The organism is Bdellovibrio sp., assembly GCF_047637665.1.
GTDB lineage: Bacteria > Bdellovibrionota > Bdellovibrionia > Bdellovibrionales > Bdellovibrionaceae > Bdellovibrio.
On sequence record NZ_JBLJBT010000026.1, the window covers coordinates 113,974 to 130,931 of the forward strand.

Annotated in this window: 17 protein-coding genes; 7 read left to right on the forward strand and 10 right to left on the reverse strand. The window is 47.6% G+C overall.

Translation table 11 applies throughout. The features are described 5' to 3' along the window. The first annotated feature begins 80 nt into the window (after positions 1-80). Positions 81-806, forward strand: a complete 726-nt coding sequence (gene tpiA, locus ACM64D_RS08655; RefSeq protein WP_415062804.1) for a triose-phosphate isomerase — start codon at positions 81-83, stop codon at positions 804-806. On the opposite strand, the gene ACM64D_RS08660 is transcribed toward tpiA, so the two are convergent. The 3 genes from ACM64D_RS08660 to asnS form a co-directional block, all read right to left on the reverse strand. Continuing rightward, positions 803-1,219, reverse strand: coding sequence for a hypothetical protein (locus ACM64D_RS08660; RefSeq protein ID WP_415062805.1), 417 nt, complete (start codon positions 1,217-1,219; stop codon positions 803-805). The genes tpiA and ACM64D_RS08660 overlap by 4 nt on opposite strands. Next, complete coding sequence (locus tag ACM64D_RS08665) at positions 1,216-2,340, reverse strand: hypothetical protein (protein WP_415062806.1); 1,125 nt, start codon at positions 2,338-2,340, stop codon at positions 1,216-1,218. Before ACM64D_RS08665 ends, ACM64D_RS08660 begins: the two co-directional genes overlap by 4 nt. A 78-nt stretch (positions 2,341-2,418) precedes the next feature. Continuing rightward, complete coding sequence (asnS, locus tag ACM64D_RS08670; protein WP_415062807.1) at positions 2,419-3,810, reverse strand: asparagine--tRNA ligase; 1,392 nt, start codon at positions 3,808-3,810, stop codon at positions 2,419-2,421. A 352-nt stretch (positions 3,811-4,162) separates the two neighbouring features. Here asnS and ACM64D_RS08675 point away from each other — a divergent pair, with 352 nt between their 5' ends. Then, positions 4,163-4,417, forward strand: coding sequence for a hypothetical protein (locus ACM64D_RS08675; RefSeq protein WP_415062808.1), 255 nt, complete (start codon positions 4,163-4,165; stop codon positions 4,415-4,417). Positions 4,418-4,423: 6 nt separating this feature from the next. Further along, positions 4,424-5,647, forward strand: coding sequence for a threonine ammonia-lyase (ilvA, locus tag ACM64D_RS08680; RefSeq protein WP_415062809.1), 1,224 nt, complete (start codon positions 4,424-4,426; stop codon positions 5,645-5,647). On the opposite strand, the gene ACM64D_RS08685 is transcribed toward ilvA, so the two are convergent. The 4 genes from ACM64D_RS08685 to ACM64D_RS08700 form a co-directional block, all read right to left on the reverse strand. After that, positions 5,558-6,433 carry a substrate-binding periplasmic protein gene (locus tag ACM64D_RS08685; RefSeq protein WP_415062810.1) on the reverse strand — a complete coding sequence of 292 codons (876 nt, stop codon included), beginning with the start codon at positions 6,431-6,433 and terminating at the stop codon, positions 5,558-5,560. The two genes, ilvA and ACM64D_RS08685, sit on opposite strands and share 90 nt — an antisense overlap. A 94-nt stretch (positions 6,434-6,527) precedes the next feature. Next, positions 6,528-7,115, reverse strand: coding sequence for a peptide-methionine (S)-S-oxide reductase MsrA (gene msrA, locus ACM64D_RS08690; protein ID WP_415062811.1), 588 nt, complete (start codon positions 7,113-7,115; stop codon positions 6,528-6,530). Positions 7,116-7,184: 69 nt separating this feature from the next. Beyond that, complete coding sequence (locus ACM64D_RS08695; protein WP_415062812.1) at positions 7,185-8,582, reverse strand: hydantoinase B/oxoprolinase family protein; 1,398 nt, start codon at positions 8,580-8,582, stop codon at positions 7,185-7,187. Further along, entirely contained in the window at positions 8,579-9,943 is a 1,365-nt protein-coding gene (locus tag ACM64D_RS08700) for a hydantoinase/oxoprolinase N-terminal domain-containing protein (protein ID WP_415062813.1), read from the reverse strand. The genes ACM64D_RS08695 and ACM64D_RS08700 overlap by 4 nt, the downstream gene beginning before the upstream one ends. Before the next feature lie 96 nt (positions 9,944-10,039). Between ACM64D_RS08700 and hisC the strand changes: the two genes are divergently transcribed. The 3 genes from hisC to ACM64D_RS08715 are packed head-to-tail and all read left to right on the forward strand — an operon-like array spanning position 10,040 to position 12,400. Beyond that, positions 10,040-11,161 carry a histidinol-phosphate transaminase gene (gene hisC / locus ACM64D_RS08705; RefSeq protein WP_415062814.1) on the forward strand — a complete coding sequence of 374 codons (1,122 nt, stop codon included), beginning with the start codon at positions 10,040-10,042 and terminating at the stop codon, positions 11,159-11,161. A gap of 24 nt (positions 11,162-11,185) precedes the next feature. Beyond that, positions 11,186-11,839 (forward strand): (d)CMP kinase, encoded by a 654-nt coding sequence (cmk, locus tag ACM64D_RS08710; RefSeq protein ID WP_415062815.1) that lies wholly within the window; start codon positions 11,186-11,188, stop codon positions 11,837-11,839. 45 nt (positions 11,840-11,884) lie between these two features. Continuing rightward, positions 11,885-12,400, forward strand: a complete 516-nt coding sequence (locus tag ACM64D_RS08715) for a hypothetical protein (RefSeq protein WP_415062816.1) — start codon at positions 11,885-11,887, stop codon at positions 12,398-12,400. Positions 12,401-12,454: 54 nt separating this feature from the next. On the opposite strand, the gene ACM64D_RS08720 is transcribed toward ACM64D_RS08715, so the two are convergent. The 3 genes from ACM64D_RS08720 to ACM64D_RS08730 form a co-directional block, all read right to left on the reverse strand. Beyond that, a complete protein-coding gene (locus ACM64D_RS08720) occupies positions 12,455-12,973 on the reverse strand; it encodes a hypothetical protein (protein ID WP_415062817.1) in 519 nt (172 codons plus the stop codon). 113 nt (positions 12,974-13,086) lie between these two features. Continuing rightward, on the reverse strand, positions 13,087-13,353 hold the full coding sequence (locus ACM64D_RS08725) for a hypothetical protein (protein ID WP_415062818.1): 267 nt from the start codon (positions 13,351-13,353) through the stop codon (positions 13,087-13,089). A 91-nt stretch (positions 13,354-13,444) separates the two neighbouring features. Next, positions 13,445-14,770 carry a prenyltransferase/squalene oxidase repeat-containing protein gene (locus ACM64D_RS08730; protein ID WP_415062819.1) on the reverse strand — a complete coding sequence of 442 codons (1,326 nt, stop codon included), beginning with the start codon at positions 14,768-14,770 and terminating at the stop codon, positions 13,445-13,447. Positions 14,771-14,995: 225 nt separating this feature from the next. Here ACM64D_RS08730 and ACM64D_RS08735 point away from each other — a divergent pair, with 225 nt between their 5' ends. Next, on the forward strand, positions 14,996-16,792 hold the full coding sequence (locus tag ACM64D_RS08735) for a 30S ribosomal protein S1 (RefSeq protein WP_415062820.1): 1,797 nt from the start codon (positions 14,996-14,998) through the stop codon (positions 16,790-16,792). The last annotated feature ends 166 nt before the right edge of the window (positions 16,793-16,958 follow it).

The window sequence follows — 16,958 nt, forward strand, 5'->3', positions numbered from 1 at the left end:
GACGGAAAGAAAAACAGCCCTCCGAGAGCAGCTGTAAAGACAGCCTCTTCTGAATTCAAGATACTTACTCTGGAGCAACCATGAAAAAAATCTTCGCCGCGAACTGGAAACTCTTTAAAACACCGAAAGAGACCCGCGAGTTTTTCACGCAGTTTAAAGAAGTGAGTCACAAGGCCACGGGCGAATTGGTTTTTTTTCCTTCAGCAATCTCATTGGAAGCGACCAGTACGTCACTTGCGGGAACCGCCATCAAATGGGGCGCGCAAAATTGTTATTCTCAGGCTCAGGGGGCCTTCACCGGTGAAAACTCGGCGCAAGTGGTGAAAGAACTGGGCGGCAGTTATGTTCTGATTGGGCACAGTGAACGTCGTAAGATCTTTGGCGAGACAGATGCTGCGATCGCTGAAAAAGTGGCTTTCGCGCAAAGCCTCGGTTTGATTCCGATGTTGTGCATCGGTGAAACGTTGGAAGAGCGTGAAGGGCTTCACACCTTCCGCATTTTGGAAACACAACTTCACTTGGGATTGGCAAAGGCGGATAAGTCTAAACCTGTTGTCGTTGCTTATGAACCGGTCTGGGCGATTGGTACGGGAAAAGTGGCCACTCCAGAGCAAGTCGCTGAAACTCACACAGATGTTTTCGGGATTCTGAAAGCTTTGGGATTTGAGACGACACCGATTTTGTACGGGGGCAGCGTGAAACCTGACAATGCTGCCGGTCTTATTCAACAACCTCACGTAAATGGTTTTTTAGTCGGGGGAGCTTCACTGGAAGTGAAGTCCTTCATTGATATTGCGTCGGTTTAGCCGTTCCCTTGAGTCTCTTCGCGAGCGGCATTTTTTAAGGATTCTCTGAGGCTGTCAGCGTCTTTTTTAGGTAAAGATTTGATGGCCTCTTCAAGGGCTTTCTTGTTCTTTTTTTGCAGAGGTAAAAGGAGTTCACCAGCGGCTTCGGAGGGGTCTGAATCAAACGTCAGAACCGCCGCGCGAGCCAAGGCTTTCATAAATTCAGGTGAGGCTTTTTCTTTACCTTCAATGATAGCAGTAACACTTTGATCAATGACTTTGAGGACCTCTTGGGTTTTGACCGAGGAGGTGTGTTCTTCTTTTTCCGCGTAAGTCTGAAGCGTCTTTAAAGAATCCTTCAATGTTGCCGCCTTAGCGGCACCAGCCACCAATGAGAGGCTCAGCATCAATGTGATGAGGAGGGTGTTTCTCATGGGTTCTCCTTAATCATGACTCCGACAAGGACTCGATTATAAAGAGGGGAGTCATCGTCGCGATAGAAGTCGCTGACATAACCTCCGTTTTTGCCCCAGTCCGTTTTAATTTCGATGTGACCCGCATGATTGCGTTGTGTTCCATGGCGGTAAATAAGCACCGCCCCTTTAGGTGCATCCGAAGGATTTTTAATCAGATTTTTATATCGAGGGTCGTCCATCATGTTGATGAAACCACGTCGTTTTAAATCGCCGACAGCATGAACCGCTTTTCCTCCGGGAAGATAATCATCGACTAAGTCTCCTCCGAGCAAAGAGCGTTTCACGTAGCGATAGCAAAGGCGTTTTGAACGACGTTCCTTATTGCGCATTCCATAGCGAATGGATTTATCCACTTCAGGGCTGCTGGCGTACTTAGCCACTTCGGGATAGTTGCTCCACTTTTCGTCAGGGACTGCGGGAGTTGTGGAAGGCGTTTGTGGCCTTTCTCTTAACTCTGTGCCGAGGGCTTCAAGATCTTTGCGATTTTTTTCTGTTGTCCCAGGTTGTCCGGTAGGGCAGTCGATACAGAAGCCAGCCTCGGTTTTTTTCGGATCCGTCGAGCGAGCTAAATTGGGATCTTCTGATTTTTCGGGCTTCTGCTCGCGCAAAACTTCGCTTTTTGTTGGAAGATGAGGTCGGGGATTCACGCCTTCGGAGGCTGGAATACCCTCACCTGCGCGTTTAGCACGCGAGGTGAGAGCGACTTCGGGATCTTGAACTTCGGACCCCTCTTTATCTTTAAGAGTTAACCAAGGGTCCTTCTGAGAAAAGTACACCCATGTTTCGTCGCCCACTTTGGGCGTATTTTTCGCTTTGGTCGCGCCGACCTTCGAGATGCGAACTTTGATGCCGTAAGAACCTGTGCGACTGAGTTTGCGAGTTTCAATGACCGTTCCTTCAGAACCCTCAGGAACTAGAAATTGGACGTTTTTTGAGCCGGAGCGGAAGTCCAAGGACGAACGACCGTTGAGGTCTCCCGTGACGACGAGTTCCTGCAATTCTTCAGGAGCTGCCAAGGCCGAGCTTGCCGTCAGAATAAGAGCCAAAGATGTGCGTAAAAAACGATTCAACAAATTCAAATTGATACTCCTAAACCCCTCTTCGGACATTTATTCCGAAGAAGGAGGCTAGGAGTCGGGAAACTAGACGTAGGTCGACTAAAAGAGAGCGTTCTTCGGCGTACGTGGGAATGGGATGACATCGCGAATATTCGTCATGCCTGTTAAGTACATCATCATGCGCTCAAAACCCAAACCGAAACCGGCATGAGGGAAGCTTCCATAACGACGTAAATCCAAATAGAAAGAGTAGTCTTCAGGATGAAGCCCGACTTCCTTCATGCGCTTTTCTAATAGTTCCAAATTGTCTTCACGTTGAGAGCCGCCAATGATTTCGCCGATGCCGGGAGCCAGAAGATCCATGGCGCGCACCGTTTTTTGATCCGGATTGAGCTTCATATAGAAAGCCTTAATGTCTTTTGGATAATCCGTCACGAACACGGGCTTTTTGAAGTGTTCTTCCGCCAGATATCTTTCGTGCTCTGATTGCATGTCGATACCCCATTGCACAGGGTACTCAAACTTCTTCCCTGACTTTTGCAAAATCTCAATGGCTTCGGTGTAAGTCACACGACCAAACTCGTTGTTAAGGACGTTGTTCAATTTATCAAAGAGCCCTTTTTCCACGAACTGATTGAAGAATTCCATTTCTTCCGGGCATTGCTCCATGACGTAGCGGATGATGTATTTAATCATCGCTTCACCCAATTCCATATTTGCAGATAAGTCCGCAAAAGCGATCTCAGGCTCGATCATCCAAAACTCGGCGGCATGGCGAGACGTGTTCGAGTTTTCCGCACGGAAGGTAGGACCGAAAGTGTAGATATTGCGGAAAGCCGCGCAGTAGGTTTCGCCGTTAAGCTGTCCACTGACCGTCAAGTTCGTTTCTTTTCCGAAGAAGTCCTGGCTGCTATCAATGCTGCCATCTTCTTTGCGGGGAGGTTTATCCAGCTTCAGAGTGGTCACGCGGAACATTTCCCCGGCGCCTTCCGCATCAGAACCTGTGATGATAGGCGTGTGGACGTTCACGAAACCTTGATCTTGAAAAAACTTGTGAATAGCGTAAGACAAAACAGAGCGCACCCGGAAGACGGCAGAAAATGTATTGGTGCGAGGACGTAGGTGAGCAATCTCGCGCAAGAACTCAAAGCTGTGTCGTTTGTTTTGCAACGGATATTCCAAATCCGCCTTTTGGTAGATGTCGATTTTGGAGGCGACCACTTCAAAGGTTTGTCCAGCCCCTTGGGATTGGACCACCTTACCTGTCACGTATATGGAGCTGGCGATAGAAAGCTTCGCCACCTCTTCAAAGTTAGAAAGATTTGTATCGAAAACGACCTGAACACCTTTAAAGAAGGTGCCATCATTCAATTCAATAAAGCCGAAGTTCTTTTGGTCGCGGATCTTGCGTACCCAACCCGAAAGTTGCACTTCTTGGCCGATAAATTTGTCTGTTTCTCTAAAAAGCGATTTAACGAGAGTCGTTTCCATGAATACCCTTTCACGATCTTCCCAAAATATCTTGTCTTGGCAGAGTTGTCTAAGATTTGCTTCCTGCTCGAACCATATGGAAGCGCCAAGGCTAGGCCCCTCGGAGGAAAAGTCTTCGAACAGCCGAGGGACTAGCTTCGGTGCTTCTCTGCAGGAGGTCGTGAGGTGAATCAAAAATAGATGAAAACACGAAAGAGTTTCGGGCGTGAGTCAGAGTGACTCAAAACGCATATAACGCGAAAAGTCATTGGTCAGATTGTGTCCTGAAATCAATAGCTTAAATTGAGACCCCCTCTTGCTGTCTCTGTTGGCAAGACCTAAGATAGAAAAGCCACTCAAATCAGGAGCCTCTATGAGTTCGAAGATTCACTATCGACTTTGCCATCGTTGCGGTACGGCTAATTGTGCGGAAGACGATCTTGTCACGGCCTGTGATTGTTGTGGAAAGCACCTTGCGCCCTTCTATTTTTTCGACGAGAGTAAGGCCATGGGTCTAGATAACTCGAATTTTTACTCCAGTGAGCGGCACTCCGAGGCCCACGAGTCCTTGTTACCTCACAAAGAGTATCCCCCGGTTTGGGGGTTAACGGCGTACTGGGAGTCGTAGTTTAAAATGAAAGTCACTTTCGCAGATATCCAAAAAGCTCGTGAGCTTCTTAAAAATGTTATTTCTTCGACCGAGATGAGCCACTCCATCAGTGCCAGCAAACTCATCCATACAGACATCTACTTTAAATTTGAAAACACTCAGCGCACAGGAAGTTTTAAGTTTCGTGGAGCTTATAACAAAATTGCGAATTTAACTCCGGATGAAAAAGCCCGCGGAGTCGTGGCAAGTTCAGCGGGCAATCACGCCCAAGGGGTGGCCTTGTCGGCGACGTTGGCGGGGGTCAAGGCGACGATCGTGATGCCGGAAAATGCTTCTATCAGCAAGGCGTCAGCCACTCGAGCCTATGGCGCCGAGGTGGTTCTCAAAGGTGAAATTTATGATGAGGCCTTTGAATACGCCCAGAAGCTTGAAAAAGAGTGCGGTTATACTTTTGTTCATCCTTACCAAGATCCTTTTGTTATTGCCGGGCAAGGCACGATTGGGATTGAGATTCTTGAAAAGGTTCCTGATCTTGACACCGTGATTGTTCCCATTGGCGGCGGAGGTTTGATCAGTGGGATCGCCTTGGCCGTTAAGTCGATCAATCCCAAGGTGCGAGTGATTGGGGTGCAGAGCGATCGGTCTCCGGGAATGGCTCACCTCTTTAAGAAAGAGCCGTTGGCTCCCAATTCGACAAAGCGAGCAGCGACGATTGCAGACGGGATTGCGATTAAAAATCCATCTCAAGTCATGTATGAAAACTTTATTTCTAAATATGTCGATGAGGTCGTGACCGTCAGCGATGATGAGATCGCTGAAGCGATTGTTTTCTTGATGGAAAGAGCCAAGACCGTGGCTGAAGGTTCTGGGGCCGCCGCGATGGCCGCCGTGATGTCGCGCTCTTTGAATCTGGGTAAGAAGTGTTGCGTGATCATTAGCGGTGGCAACATTGATTTAAATATTGTGTCTAAGATTATTGATCGAGGCCAGATTCTGCGCGGTCGTCTCTGTGAGCTTTCGGTGATCGTGGATGACCTGCCAGGGAATCTCAGTCGACTCACTCAAGCCATTGCCACGCAGAAGGCGAACATTTTAGAAGTTCGCCATGACCGCGTTTCCAAGGGTTTGTCTCTTCGTGAAACCCGTATCGACTTTGTTTTAGAGACTTCCAGTATTGAACATGTGGAGAAGATCAAGCGGGCTCTTGAGGAGACGGGGGCTAAAGTCGTGAAGAGCACCGAGCGCTAGGGGCTGTGAGTTTTCCCAGTCTTCTAAATTGTATTTATCAAGAATGCGTTTCAGGTTTCCATTGCGACGGAGCTCTTGAATTCCTTTTGTCACTATCGTGGCATAGGTCTTCGACTCGGGGTTGTTCGGAGTAAAACCTATAAAAAGAAAAGGATCTTGGGCGCTCACCCAGCCGGCCACTTTCAGTGTCTCGGTCGGGAGGTTCTGATTTTTCAAAGCATAGTGTAAGGCCAATGGGTTTTCAATAAAAGCATCCAAGCGCCCACTTTCAAGCATTTTGATGACTTGTTCTAAAGGGCGTTCACCGGAAAAGGGAATGAAAGATTTATGGCGAGTCTGAATCAAGTGATCAATACTGTCGCCATAAGAATATCCATTAATCACGCCAATACGGGCGGCTTGGAGTGATTGGCGCCCCTGGTAGGTCCATGAAGAATCTTTGTGGGTGAAATAAACATTCTTGGTGATGCCGAGAGACTTTTCGGAAAAGATAAAATCGGGAGCGTCGGCCCGACGGGCTCCAAGGAGACCCTGAGCCTTGCCGGTTCGCGTTTCTTTGATTGCCCGAACCCAGTTGGTCAGCTTCACATCAACGGTGTGGCCGTGTTTTTGAAAAATCTTTTGAAGTACTTCCACCATGTATCCAGGGCGTGATGAGTTGGGCTCGCAGACATAGGGGCACCAATAATCAGAACGAAATGACAAGGTCGCAGCTTGAACCGGAGGTGTGCCGATGGAGGTTCCGCAGATGACGACGAAGCAAAGATGTCTCAACAATGCTTTCATAAGGTCCCTTTCCTTACTTACTCCATTGCAATACTTTGTCTAAAAGCAAGTTGCACGGGGAAAAAGGGACCTTTCAGATATGTAACCTAGATTACTAAAACTGAATCTTCCGTTCGAAATGGCAGGTGTATCCGCCGGGATTCTTTTGTAGGTAATCTTGATGATATTCCTCGGCTTTCCAGAATTCGCCGGCTTTCATTATCTGCGTAACCACTGGGGCCTTCCAGGCTCCTGATTTTTCGACACGAATCTTTACTCGTTCCGCATCGTCCCGTTGATTTTTCGAGGTGTAAAAAATAGCGCTGCGATATTGGGTTCCGACGTCATTGCCTTGGCGATTGGTCGTTGTCGGGTCATGAATTTTAAAGAAGAACAGAAGCAGGTCCTCGTATTTCAGTTTGCGTGGATCGAAAATCACCTTCACGGTTTCAGCGTGATTGGTGGTACCAGTTTTAACAATATTGTAAGTGGCCTCTTTGGTCTCTCCGCCCATGTAGCCCACTTGAGTTTCGATCACTCCGGGAAATTTTCGTAAAAGATCTTCCATTCCCCAAAAACATCCACCAGCTAAATAGGCCACTTCTGTTGCGTCCACAGAGGATCCTTTCTTTGCGGTCTTAGCCTGAGCAAGAGATCCAAGACCGACGATGAAAACTGCGATAAGAGTAATAAGATATTTCATGGTGATCATGATATCACTGAAGACAAACTCTTCCTAGGCGGCTTTGTGAAGTGACACATAGTCTGAAGACTATTCCTTCCCGTAACCGCCCCCGGAACCTGAACAAAGTGTGATAATATCCCCAGCTTTAAAGGATTGTTGTCCTAAAACGGGAAGGCTTTTGTGATCCCCTTCACGTTCCATGGACATTTCGCTGGGATCACCATGTGAACAATTTTTGGGAAGACGGGGACGATGCAAGGTGAGATCTGTCATCCAGGAAGCCTGCATGTCTTCGCGAATCTCCAGTTTAACAATCAGCCCCCGGCCGCCATTAAACTTACCTTTACCCCCAGTGGAAACTCGTTGGTCGACACGCAGAAATTTCACCGGAAAGTCGCGTTCGACCTGTTCTAGGGAAAACGAATGAAGATGGGCACATTGTCCATCTTTTCCCGCCTGTGCCCCTTGGCCCCCGGGCATGGTCAGAAGGGTGTGTCTTTCTTTATGAAGGAGATCAAACCGAAGAGCACAATGGTTGGTTAAGGATTTTTCTTGTTTTTGATGGATCTGTGCTAAAGCCAACTCGACGGCGGTTTCAATGGCCGCAACTCCGCAAGTCATTCCCTTGTATGTTGGTGCTGGGTATTTGCCTACCAGCCAACATCCCGCAGGTTTGGAAATTTGCAGAATCGAAAAGGATCCTGAGTTCGCAATATTCTCGAAGCCATAAAAACAGCTTAAAGCACGGAAACAAGCGCCGTAGGTTGCGGACTCGGTCAAGGAAACCGTCTTTGCGCCACTGGTGCCGCCGAAGTCAATGCTGATGCGACCGTCGTGGATTTCCATGTTCAGACGCAGAAGTTCTCCGCTATCCAGGACCACATCCACTCGCGCTTCGCCGGAAGCTCGTTCACTGACTTTTTGAGACGCTGATTGTTTGGAAAGCTCAAGGTATTCTTCGATTAGCTCTGCGGTGATGGTGAAGCCGGTGTATTCAAGCACATCAAAAAGTTTTTTCGCCTTCACCGTCATCTCAGCGCACTGTTCTTTAAGCCATTCAACAAAATGAGGCGGGCATGACGGGTGAGCCTGCATGGCACTTAAGATCATTTCATTGAGTTGATTTTTTTGGCGCAGAGGTGTCGGTGGAATGCGCAAGCCTTCTTCTTCAATCGATTTGGCGATTTTAACGGCTTTATCCAAAGAACGACGAGTCACCCATAAAAGGTCTTCTGAAATTGCCATGACAAAGGTCATTTCACTGAGAAGACTTCCGCCACTATAAGGGTCATTAAGCAGGGCAATATCGCCCTCTTGAAGTTTGAGATATTTGCAAGCTGTTAAGGCTGCTGTTGCTAAAGTCCCGTAGGTCACGGCGTGATTTCCGCGCACGGCCAAGGCGTCTCCGTCCAAAGTCATGAGAGCGGCTTCCCCTTGCAGAAATTCGTTTAGCAGGGAGTGGAAAAGTTCGATGTGATAACTCATAAGGTCTCCTGCAAAACTTGATATCCGCGCAAGGCAATCGCTTGTGATTCGCTGAACTCTTGAGTTTCGATCACGGTATGGGGATCTTTTTTAAAGGCATTGGCGAAGACCGAGGCCAAGGGGCCTGTGACGATCATCTTTTCGGTCTCGCGAAGCATGAAGGCTTCCATAGCCAAGCGTTGCATGCTGAGGCTTTGCATTTCCTTCGTGATGTGATTGAGATCGTTATCACGTGTGCGACTGATCTTGGAAATCGCAAAAAGCGAGTTCTTGGCGCGCTGAATTCCTTGGGCTGAAAAACGATCTTCCAACCCTTGAAGTTTTGTCAGCTTGGCGTTTTCAGACCACAGATCCAACAGACTGAGTTTTTGTCCTCGTCCTAAAAACATGGGGCCGGGTTCCCAGCCTTCTTGGTGAGTCGTGAAATCAAAGCGACCGAACTCATTAAGATGGATGCCCAAAGTTGGTTGAATACCTAACATTTTTGTCTGCAAGTGATTCACCGCCAAAGGTCCCCAGGGGCTGCTCCACGAGGAGTTCCACGTGCCACTTGAGATCAAAAGAAAATTTTCTAGCCCTAAATACAAAACGCTGGCTTTGGCGGGGACTCCCACACTCAAACCCAACGCGGTGGCGGCAGAGAAAAGACTGTCGACCTGCCCCGAGCTTTCACCTGAATGAATTTTTCCCACAGAGTCGAGAAAATAAATGTGTCCCGCATCCAAAAAACCTTCGAGCGCTTTGAGGATTTCTTCTTTGCGATCGGCGTAAACGCCGGCGATGGTCGCATTTAAAGCATTTTTGTTCCAGCGCGCCACCTCATCCGGGGTGTCGGTCTTTTCGGGAGTGAAAACGTCCAATCCTTTTTTTTGCAAGAACAAGCGGGCTTTCTCTTGATGGACCGGATTCAGAGAAGAGTGAAGGAAGTGCAGGCAGACTTTTTTGCATTCGATCAGTTGCAGTTTTGCGGCAATGGCGTCCAGTTCTTCTTCTTGGAGTGCCACGTCGACTTTGCCATCAGCCAAAATTCTTTCACGCACCGAAAAAAGCAGATCTTTGCTGGTGAGTTTGTGATTGGCGTCTCCGCAGACGTCAAGCCAATGCTCAAAACCCTCCGTCGTGATATGGGCCACGGCACCGCTAAGGTTGTAATCCAAAAGCTTTTTAGGCAGGCGCAGGCTGATAAAAGCATGCTGGGGCTTTTTGTCGGCGTGTTCAGTCATGAATTGACTGAGTGATTGTTTGAGGTTTTCGCGAGAGAGATACACTCTCTTCTGAGCCACGGGCTTGGAATCCGACATGAGTGAGTATTCTGCGAAGGATTCTCCGACACTCACACCTAACAAGAAGCTGCTTTGCATTTTTAAACGCTCTCTATATTGAAATTGCTCTAGAATGTTGCTAAAGCTAGACGCACAGGTATAGCAAAATAATCTCTCTAAGAAAAGGATTCTAAAGTGAAGATTTCTCCCGAAATTCTGAATCTGGTTCCCTACAAACCTGGCAAGCCCATTTCCGAAACTCAACGTGAGTATGGATTGAGCACGGTGTATAAACTTGCAAGTAATGAAAATCCTTTAGGTCCTAGCCCGAAAGCAATGGAGGCGGTGAAGAAGGCTTTGGATCATCAGAACCTTTACCCAGATCCATCCCACTATGATCTTTTGCAGACTTTGTCTCAAGAATGGGGCTTCCCGACAAAACAACTTGCCATTGGAAATGGCAGTGATGAGTTGATTGATTTATTGACGCGGATTTTCTGTGAACCTAAAGACGGCGTTTTGACATCTGTGGCGGCGTTTAATGCTTATGAAGTGAGCGCTCCCGCCAATCGCGCGGTGATCCACAAAGTTCCGATGGCGGAAGGATTTCGCTTCGATTTACCTGCGATCGCGGATTATTTTTTTGCGCATCCTGAGCATAAAATTCGCCTGATTTTCGTATCAAATCCCAACAATCCGACGGGCACCTATGCCACAAAACAAGAGGTGGAGACCTTTTTGGAGAAGGTCGGCAACCGTGACGATGTCATTGTGATTTTCGATGAAGCTTACAATGAATTTGTGCGGGCTTCAGATTATGTTTCTGCACAAGAATACATCAACAAGTATAAAAATCTGATTGTTCTTCGTACTTTTTCCAAGATCTACGGTCTGGCCGGCTTCCGCTTGGGTGCGATGATTGCCCCCGCAGAGGTGGTGGAGGTGTTTAACCGCGTGCGCAAACCTTTTAATGTCAATGATTTAGCGCAGGTGGCGGCAAATGCGGCTCTGCAAGATAAAGAATTTATTGAGCGTTCGCAGCAGACTTGCTGGAAAGGGCTTGATTACTTCTATAAGAAGTTAGAAGAATTAGGCCTGCCGTACATTCCATCTCAGGGGAATTTTGTCATGTTTGACACCCTTCGCGACGCCACCAAGGTGAATGAAGCCTTGTTACGTCGTGGGATTATCATGAGACCTCTCTTGAACTACGGGTTCAAGACGCAATTGCGTTTGAGTGTCGGCCTTGATCACGAAAACGAAGCCGCTATCAAAGCGCTCGCGGAAGTGCTCAAAGAGGTCCCCGTACTGACCTAAAAAAGTTTTGTTATTGGAGAGTGAATGGGAATGGTAATTACGATTGATGGCCCCGCGGCCTCTGGGAAATCCTCTGTAAGTCGAGAGTTGGCTCGTCGTTTGGGCTGGCAATGGGTTTCTACGGGTGCGTTCTATCGTGGCCTTGCCTTTGCTGCTCTTCAATTGCAGATTGATCTTGATGACGTCAAATCATTGGCGGAGCTCACGCACAATCCTGTATGGAGTGTGCGTATGGATGACGCGCGCACGCGTGTCTTTTTTAAAGATCAGGATGTGACGGATCTTATTGCCCATGAGGACGTCGGAAATTTTGCCAGTAAAGTCAGTCATTACCCAGATGTGCGTAAAGCTTTGTTAGAGGCGCAAAGAAATTGCAGTCAAGGCCCACAGGGGTTGGTGGCTGAGGGGCGTGATTGTGGAACGGTTGTATTTCCACAGGCGCAAGCCAAGGTCTATTTGACAGCTTCTAGCGAACACCGCGCCGCCCGTCGTGCGGCTGAGCTCGGTCTTGATCAGGGGGATATGGTCAAGGCACAACAACAACGAGATCATCAGGATTCAACTCGGAAAGTGGCGCCGATGGCGGTTCCCGAGGATGCCTTGGTGGTGGACACGACGACGATGAACCTTGAGCAGGTTGTCGATAAAGTCGTTGAGTTTGTTAAAGGGAAAATCTAAAGGTTCATAGCAGGTCTACAGCAACTTAGCTTCGGAGGGGGATATATGAAGCTTGTCGTTTGTTTTTTGATTCTGGTTGTTTCATCATTGGCGCAGGCGCGCTTAACCGAGTCCGCGAAAGAAGTGACTTTTGAAATCAATGATCCAAAGGAAGCCCGTCAGGTGTACCAGTATTTGGGGCTGCCTCTTAATTGGGGCGATAAGGTGACCGGCAAACCCCATCAATACAAAAGCTTTGAAGACAAAGCGGGGGCTGTGAGCATCTATTGTGATCTTATCAACAGCAATGCGCGCTGTTTACTTTCTATCCGCAAAATTGAAAGTACGGATATGACGGAAGTTTCTCACGAAAATTCAGAAAGTCGTGCCGCCTTATATGATGCCCAGGATGCGGAAGCACTTTTTAAGGCGCTATTGGTAAAGCCGATTGTTCACGGTGGATATGAGATGCGTGTATTGACCGATGAGGCTGTGAATTTTTCTATCAATTGCATGAAGGATTCTACGAACGGGACGGGGACGTCTTGCCAGGTGATGATCTTTAAAGGCAATTCAATCTAAAAGAACTCGGTCCCTCTTTCGTTTTAAGACGGCAAGAGGGACACTTTAATCGACTTATTCGCCAAGAACTTTCTTATCAAGACGGCAATAAATCCATTCGGCATCGTCATAGATGTCACCAAAACGAAGCTGATATCCTTGTTCATTTTGTCGAACGCTGATTTTTCCAGAAGGATAATTCGGCATGTCGTAGAACAAGATGTTGGCTAAGCTGCCGTTTTCCATCTGCGCAAATGGCATGTTTTCCGGCCACATCATTGAACTTGCGACTTCGATTTTTTCATCATCCAGTTGATCCCAGAAATTCACTTCTTCTCTGACGGAGCCTGCGGGCATGATGATTTTAACGCCCTCTTGATTTGTCGCAGGATCCACGGAAGCTTTGACTACCATCAGACCGGCCTTTTCGATTTCAGGCTCGCGTGAAGTGTAGCAACGACCGGAGTGCCAGCCGGCTAGATTTTCCAATTTAGGCTCTGCCGCCGCTGAAAAATTCTGTTTGAAAGACTCGAAATTATCAGATGCAAAAGCAAATGACGTGAATAGAAAAACGATTGTAAAAACGCTCTTCATGAAAATCCCCCCTTAGTTTGTAGTACTATGGTTATTCGTGGGCTCCCATTTTTCAAGAAATAAATTTCTGCTCGTTTGGTTGCCCACCGAGAGGTGATGCTGATCATAGGGAACTATTTCTTCTTTTTCATGCCTTTGCTTTCTTTGGGCTCCACGCTTTTGGCGGCCATGGTGTATTCGATGGTGACTTTTTCTCCCACCTTAAGTTCTCCCATGACTTTGGTATCTGCCGTTCTATCGATTTCCCATTTGTCGCGACCTTTTTCGATGACGATTTTGGAGTCGGTCACTTCAAGCACGGGTCCCGTGACTTGATAGGTTTTTGCGGCATAGCTGAATGAGGACCCCAGAAGGGCGGCGATCAGTAATAGAGTTTTCATGGAACGTCTCCTTTTGTTGTTTGCACTCACCTTGTTCATGGAATTTGCGGGAGGCAACCGGCAGAGGGGCTTCTCTGCCAAGAATCAAACGTTAAGGGACTCTCCATTTCTGATCGGCAAGGGCCAAGGCTTTGAGAGCCAGAGCCGTGGTGTAGGAGGTTGAGCGCCACACGACGGGATATCGGGCAACAAAGGTGGCTGCGAAAAAGACCTGCCCTGACCAGAACAAACGTCCCTCCGGGTCGTGCTGCGCTTGAGAAAGAAGAAAGTGCAACCCTCGTCGGACTCGGTTTCGGTGAAGGTCGTTGTGTGGGTCTCCCAGGATCATCAGCGCGTTGAGGGCCCACACGGTGGATTGCACATAGTCCGGCCGAGCTAAAAAGCTGTTGCGCCACGAGCCGTCCTTATTTTGTCGAGAGATGACAAAATTCACAAGTCTCTCTCGAGACGGTTCTAAACATCGTGTCCCGGCATGAAGGTTTTCCGCCATCACGTAGGGGAGGGCATAGTAGCTGGGGTAATACATTCCGCAAAAATAGAACTGCTTGTTTTGCACCACACGATTGAGGTGATTGCAGCTGGCACGGTAACCGGGGCCGGTGGTTTTTCCTGCATAAGTTAAGAGCTTCAGAACATTTCCATTCACGACACAGTCGACGTCATTAAAGTTAAAAGGAATGCGCGTGCCTCGATGGGGAAGGGCAAAGATATTGCGGGGCATGTTCGGGTCTTTTTCATCCCAGAGCCAAGTTAAGAAGGCTCCGGTTTTGATATGTCCTTGAACCGCATTATAAGCATGTGGAACCCTGGCCAGATCACGTGCTGTCGAAAAGGCTTCAAGAACTTGAGGGGGCAAAGTGCTTCTTTGTTCTTGGGGAGACAGGCCCTGATCAAAACTTTGAAGATAGTGAAGAAGTGTGTAGGTCACCGACGTGGTGTCGGCGTCAGGGGGAATATTTGCAAATCCCTGCCACGCTCGAGCGAGATACATAAAGCGAGGACCGCGCACTTTGACGCCTTTAAAAGTTTTGGGGGGATAAAAGTGAAAGAGCGAGCCCCAGCGATAAGGTTTTAATCCTCCTCGAGCTTTCTCGAGTAGAGGGAGGACTTCCTGATAACGAGAGTTGATAGAATAAATTTCAGCCAGCACGTTGGCGACCGAGGAGGTGACGAAGGCGGAGGGGTCCTCGAAGGGAACTCCCATCTTGCCAACTCCGATGGCGCTAGGAACATAGGAGGTCACACGCGCACGCCACTGCCCGGGTTCGTAACCTTCGTCGCCGTGGGTTTGATAGTGCTCAATAAAGTTAAGCCCAGAGCGGATTTCGCGATCGTAGTTGGCTGCGGCCCACCCCCAGGAGGGAATTCCGAGAAGCCCTCCAAGAAAGATACGCATAAGTCTAGGTCCCCAGTCCATGGGCCCTCCTTGGTCTCAGATCAAATATGTTCGAGATGGGATGCGCCTGTCAGGTTCAAGATTCCACTCTTGTAAGGATACAAAGGAAAAGCCCGCCAAAGCGCGTAAAACCTTTGACTTTCGCCCCCTTAGGTCGCTAAACCAGTGTTTCGCCCAAAGAGGTGAAGAAAGGTAACGGGTAGGATCCAAGAGGTCTTACTACGTGGGAGGTTTTAAAAAAACTATATGACAAAACAATTAAACAAAGCCGAGCTTGAGAAACAGAAAGTTCTAGCTTTCTTGGATGCTGAAGACTCTAAAGTTCCAGCAAATCCTGGCATTTTGAATGCTAAATCTGAAAAAGGTGATTTCGAAAACCTTTTCGAAGCTTCCATGAAAGAGCAAGACTTCAAAGTCGGCGACGTTGTCACAGGAAAAGTAGTTGAAGTTCAATCTGACTACGTTCTTGTTGATATTAACTACAAGTCTGAAGGTTTGATCGCGATCAATGAATTCCGTATTGTTGACGGTGTTCGCGAAGTAAAAGCTGGAGACACTGTAGAGGTTTTGATTGACCGTATCGAAAACGAAAACGGCATGATCGTTCTTTCTAAAGACAAAGCTGACATGCTTCGTGCATGGACTGATATCTCTAAAGCAGCTGAGAACGAAGAAGTTATCGAAGGTACTGTTGTTGCTAAAGTTAAAGGTGGCTTGAGCGTTGATATCGGCGTTAAAGCATTCTTGCCTGGATCTCAAATCGATCTACGCCCTGTTCGCAACATGGACGTTTACCTTGGTAAGAAATTTAAATTCAAAGTTATTAAGTTCAATAAGAAACGTGGCAACATCGTTCTTTCTCGCCGCGCTCTTCTTGAAGAAGAACGTGACAGTCTCCGTTCACAAACTTTGGACACTATGGCGGAAGGTTCTATCGTTACGGGTGTTGTTAAAAACATCACTGACTACGGAGCATTCATCGATCTTGGTGGCATGGACGGATTGTTGCATATCACAGATATGTCTTGGGGCCGCGTAAAACATCCTTCAGAAATGTTGAATGTGGGCGACGAAATCCAAGTTAAAGTTCTTAAGTATGACAAAGAAAAAGAACGTGTTTCTTTGGGCATGAAGCAATTGACTTCTGATCCTTGGGAATCTGTTAAAGCTTCTTATCCTCCAGGCACTAAGCTTAAAGGAAAAGTTGTATCTTTGGCTGAATACGGCGCATTCGTTGAACTTGGCGAAGGCATCGAAGGTTTGATCCACGTTTCTGAAATGTCTTGGACAAAACGTGTAAAACATCCTTCTCAAATCGTAGCTGTAGACCAAGAAGTTGAAGTTGTTGTTCTTGAGGTTGACACTGAGAACCGCCGCATCAGCTTGGGCATGAAGCAACTTCAAGCCAACCCATGGGTTGAATTGAAAGAGTCTTATGCTCCTGGAACAATCATCGAAGGCGAAGTGAAGTCTGTCACTGACTTCGGTATCTTCATCGGCATCGAAGAAGGCATCGATGGTTTGGTTCACATCTCTGACTTCTCTTGGACGAAGCGTGTAAATCACCCAAGTGAAATGTTCACAAAAGGTGCTAAGGTTCGCGCGGTTGTATTGGGTGTAGACATCGAGAACGAAAGATTCTCTTTGGGCATTAAACAACTTGAGTCTGATCCTTGGGCAAACATTGAGTCTAAGTACGCTATCGGAACTCAACATGACGTTAAAGTAACTAAGACAGCTGATTTTGGTGCTTTCGTTGAGCTTGAATCTGATATCGAAGGTTTGATCCACATTTCTGAACTTACAACAGACAAAATCAACACTGTTGAAGACTTCATTAAAGCAGGACAAACTGTAAAAGCTGAAGTTATCTCTATCGACAAAGACGCTCGTAAGATCGGTTTGTCTTCTAAACTTGTTAAACTTCGTGAATCAAAAGCGGATGTTGACGATTACGTTAAAAAAGCGACTGCAACTTCCAAGTCTACTTTCGGTGACTTGTTTGCTGATCAGTTGAAAAACGTAAAAACTGACAAACAGTAATCTCGGTGTGATGAAGCTAAGTCGCCGCAAGGCGACGAAGCGGAGCAATATCGACGCATTGACTGAGAAGTCATAAAGAGGGACCCTACTAGGGTCCCTCTTTTATTTGGGACGACAGGTACCAAGCGACGCGCCCCAAACAATACAAAGGGAAGCTGGTGCCTTC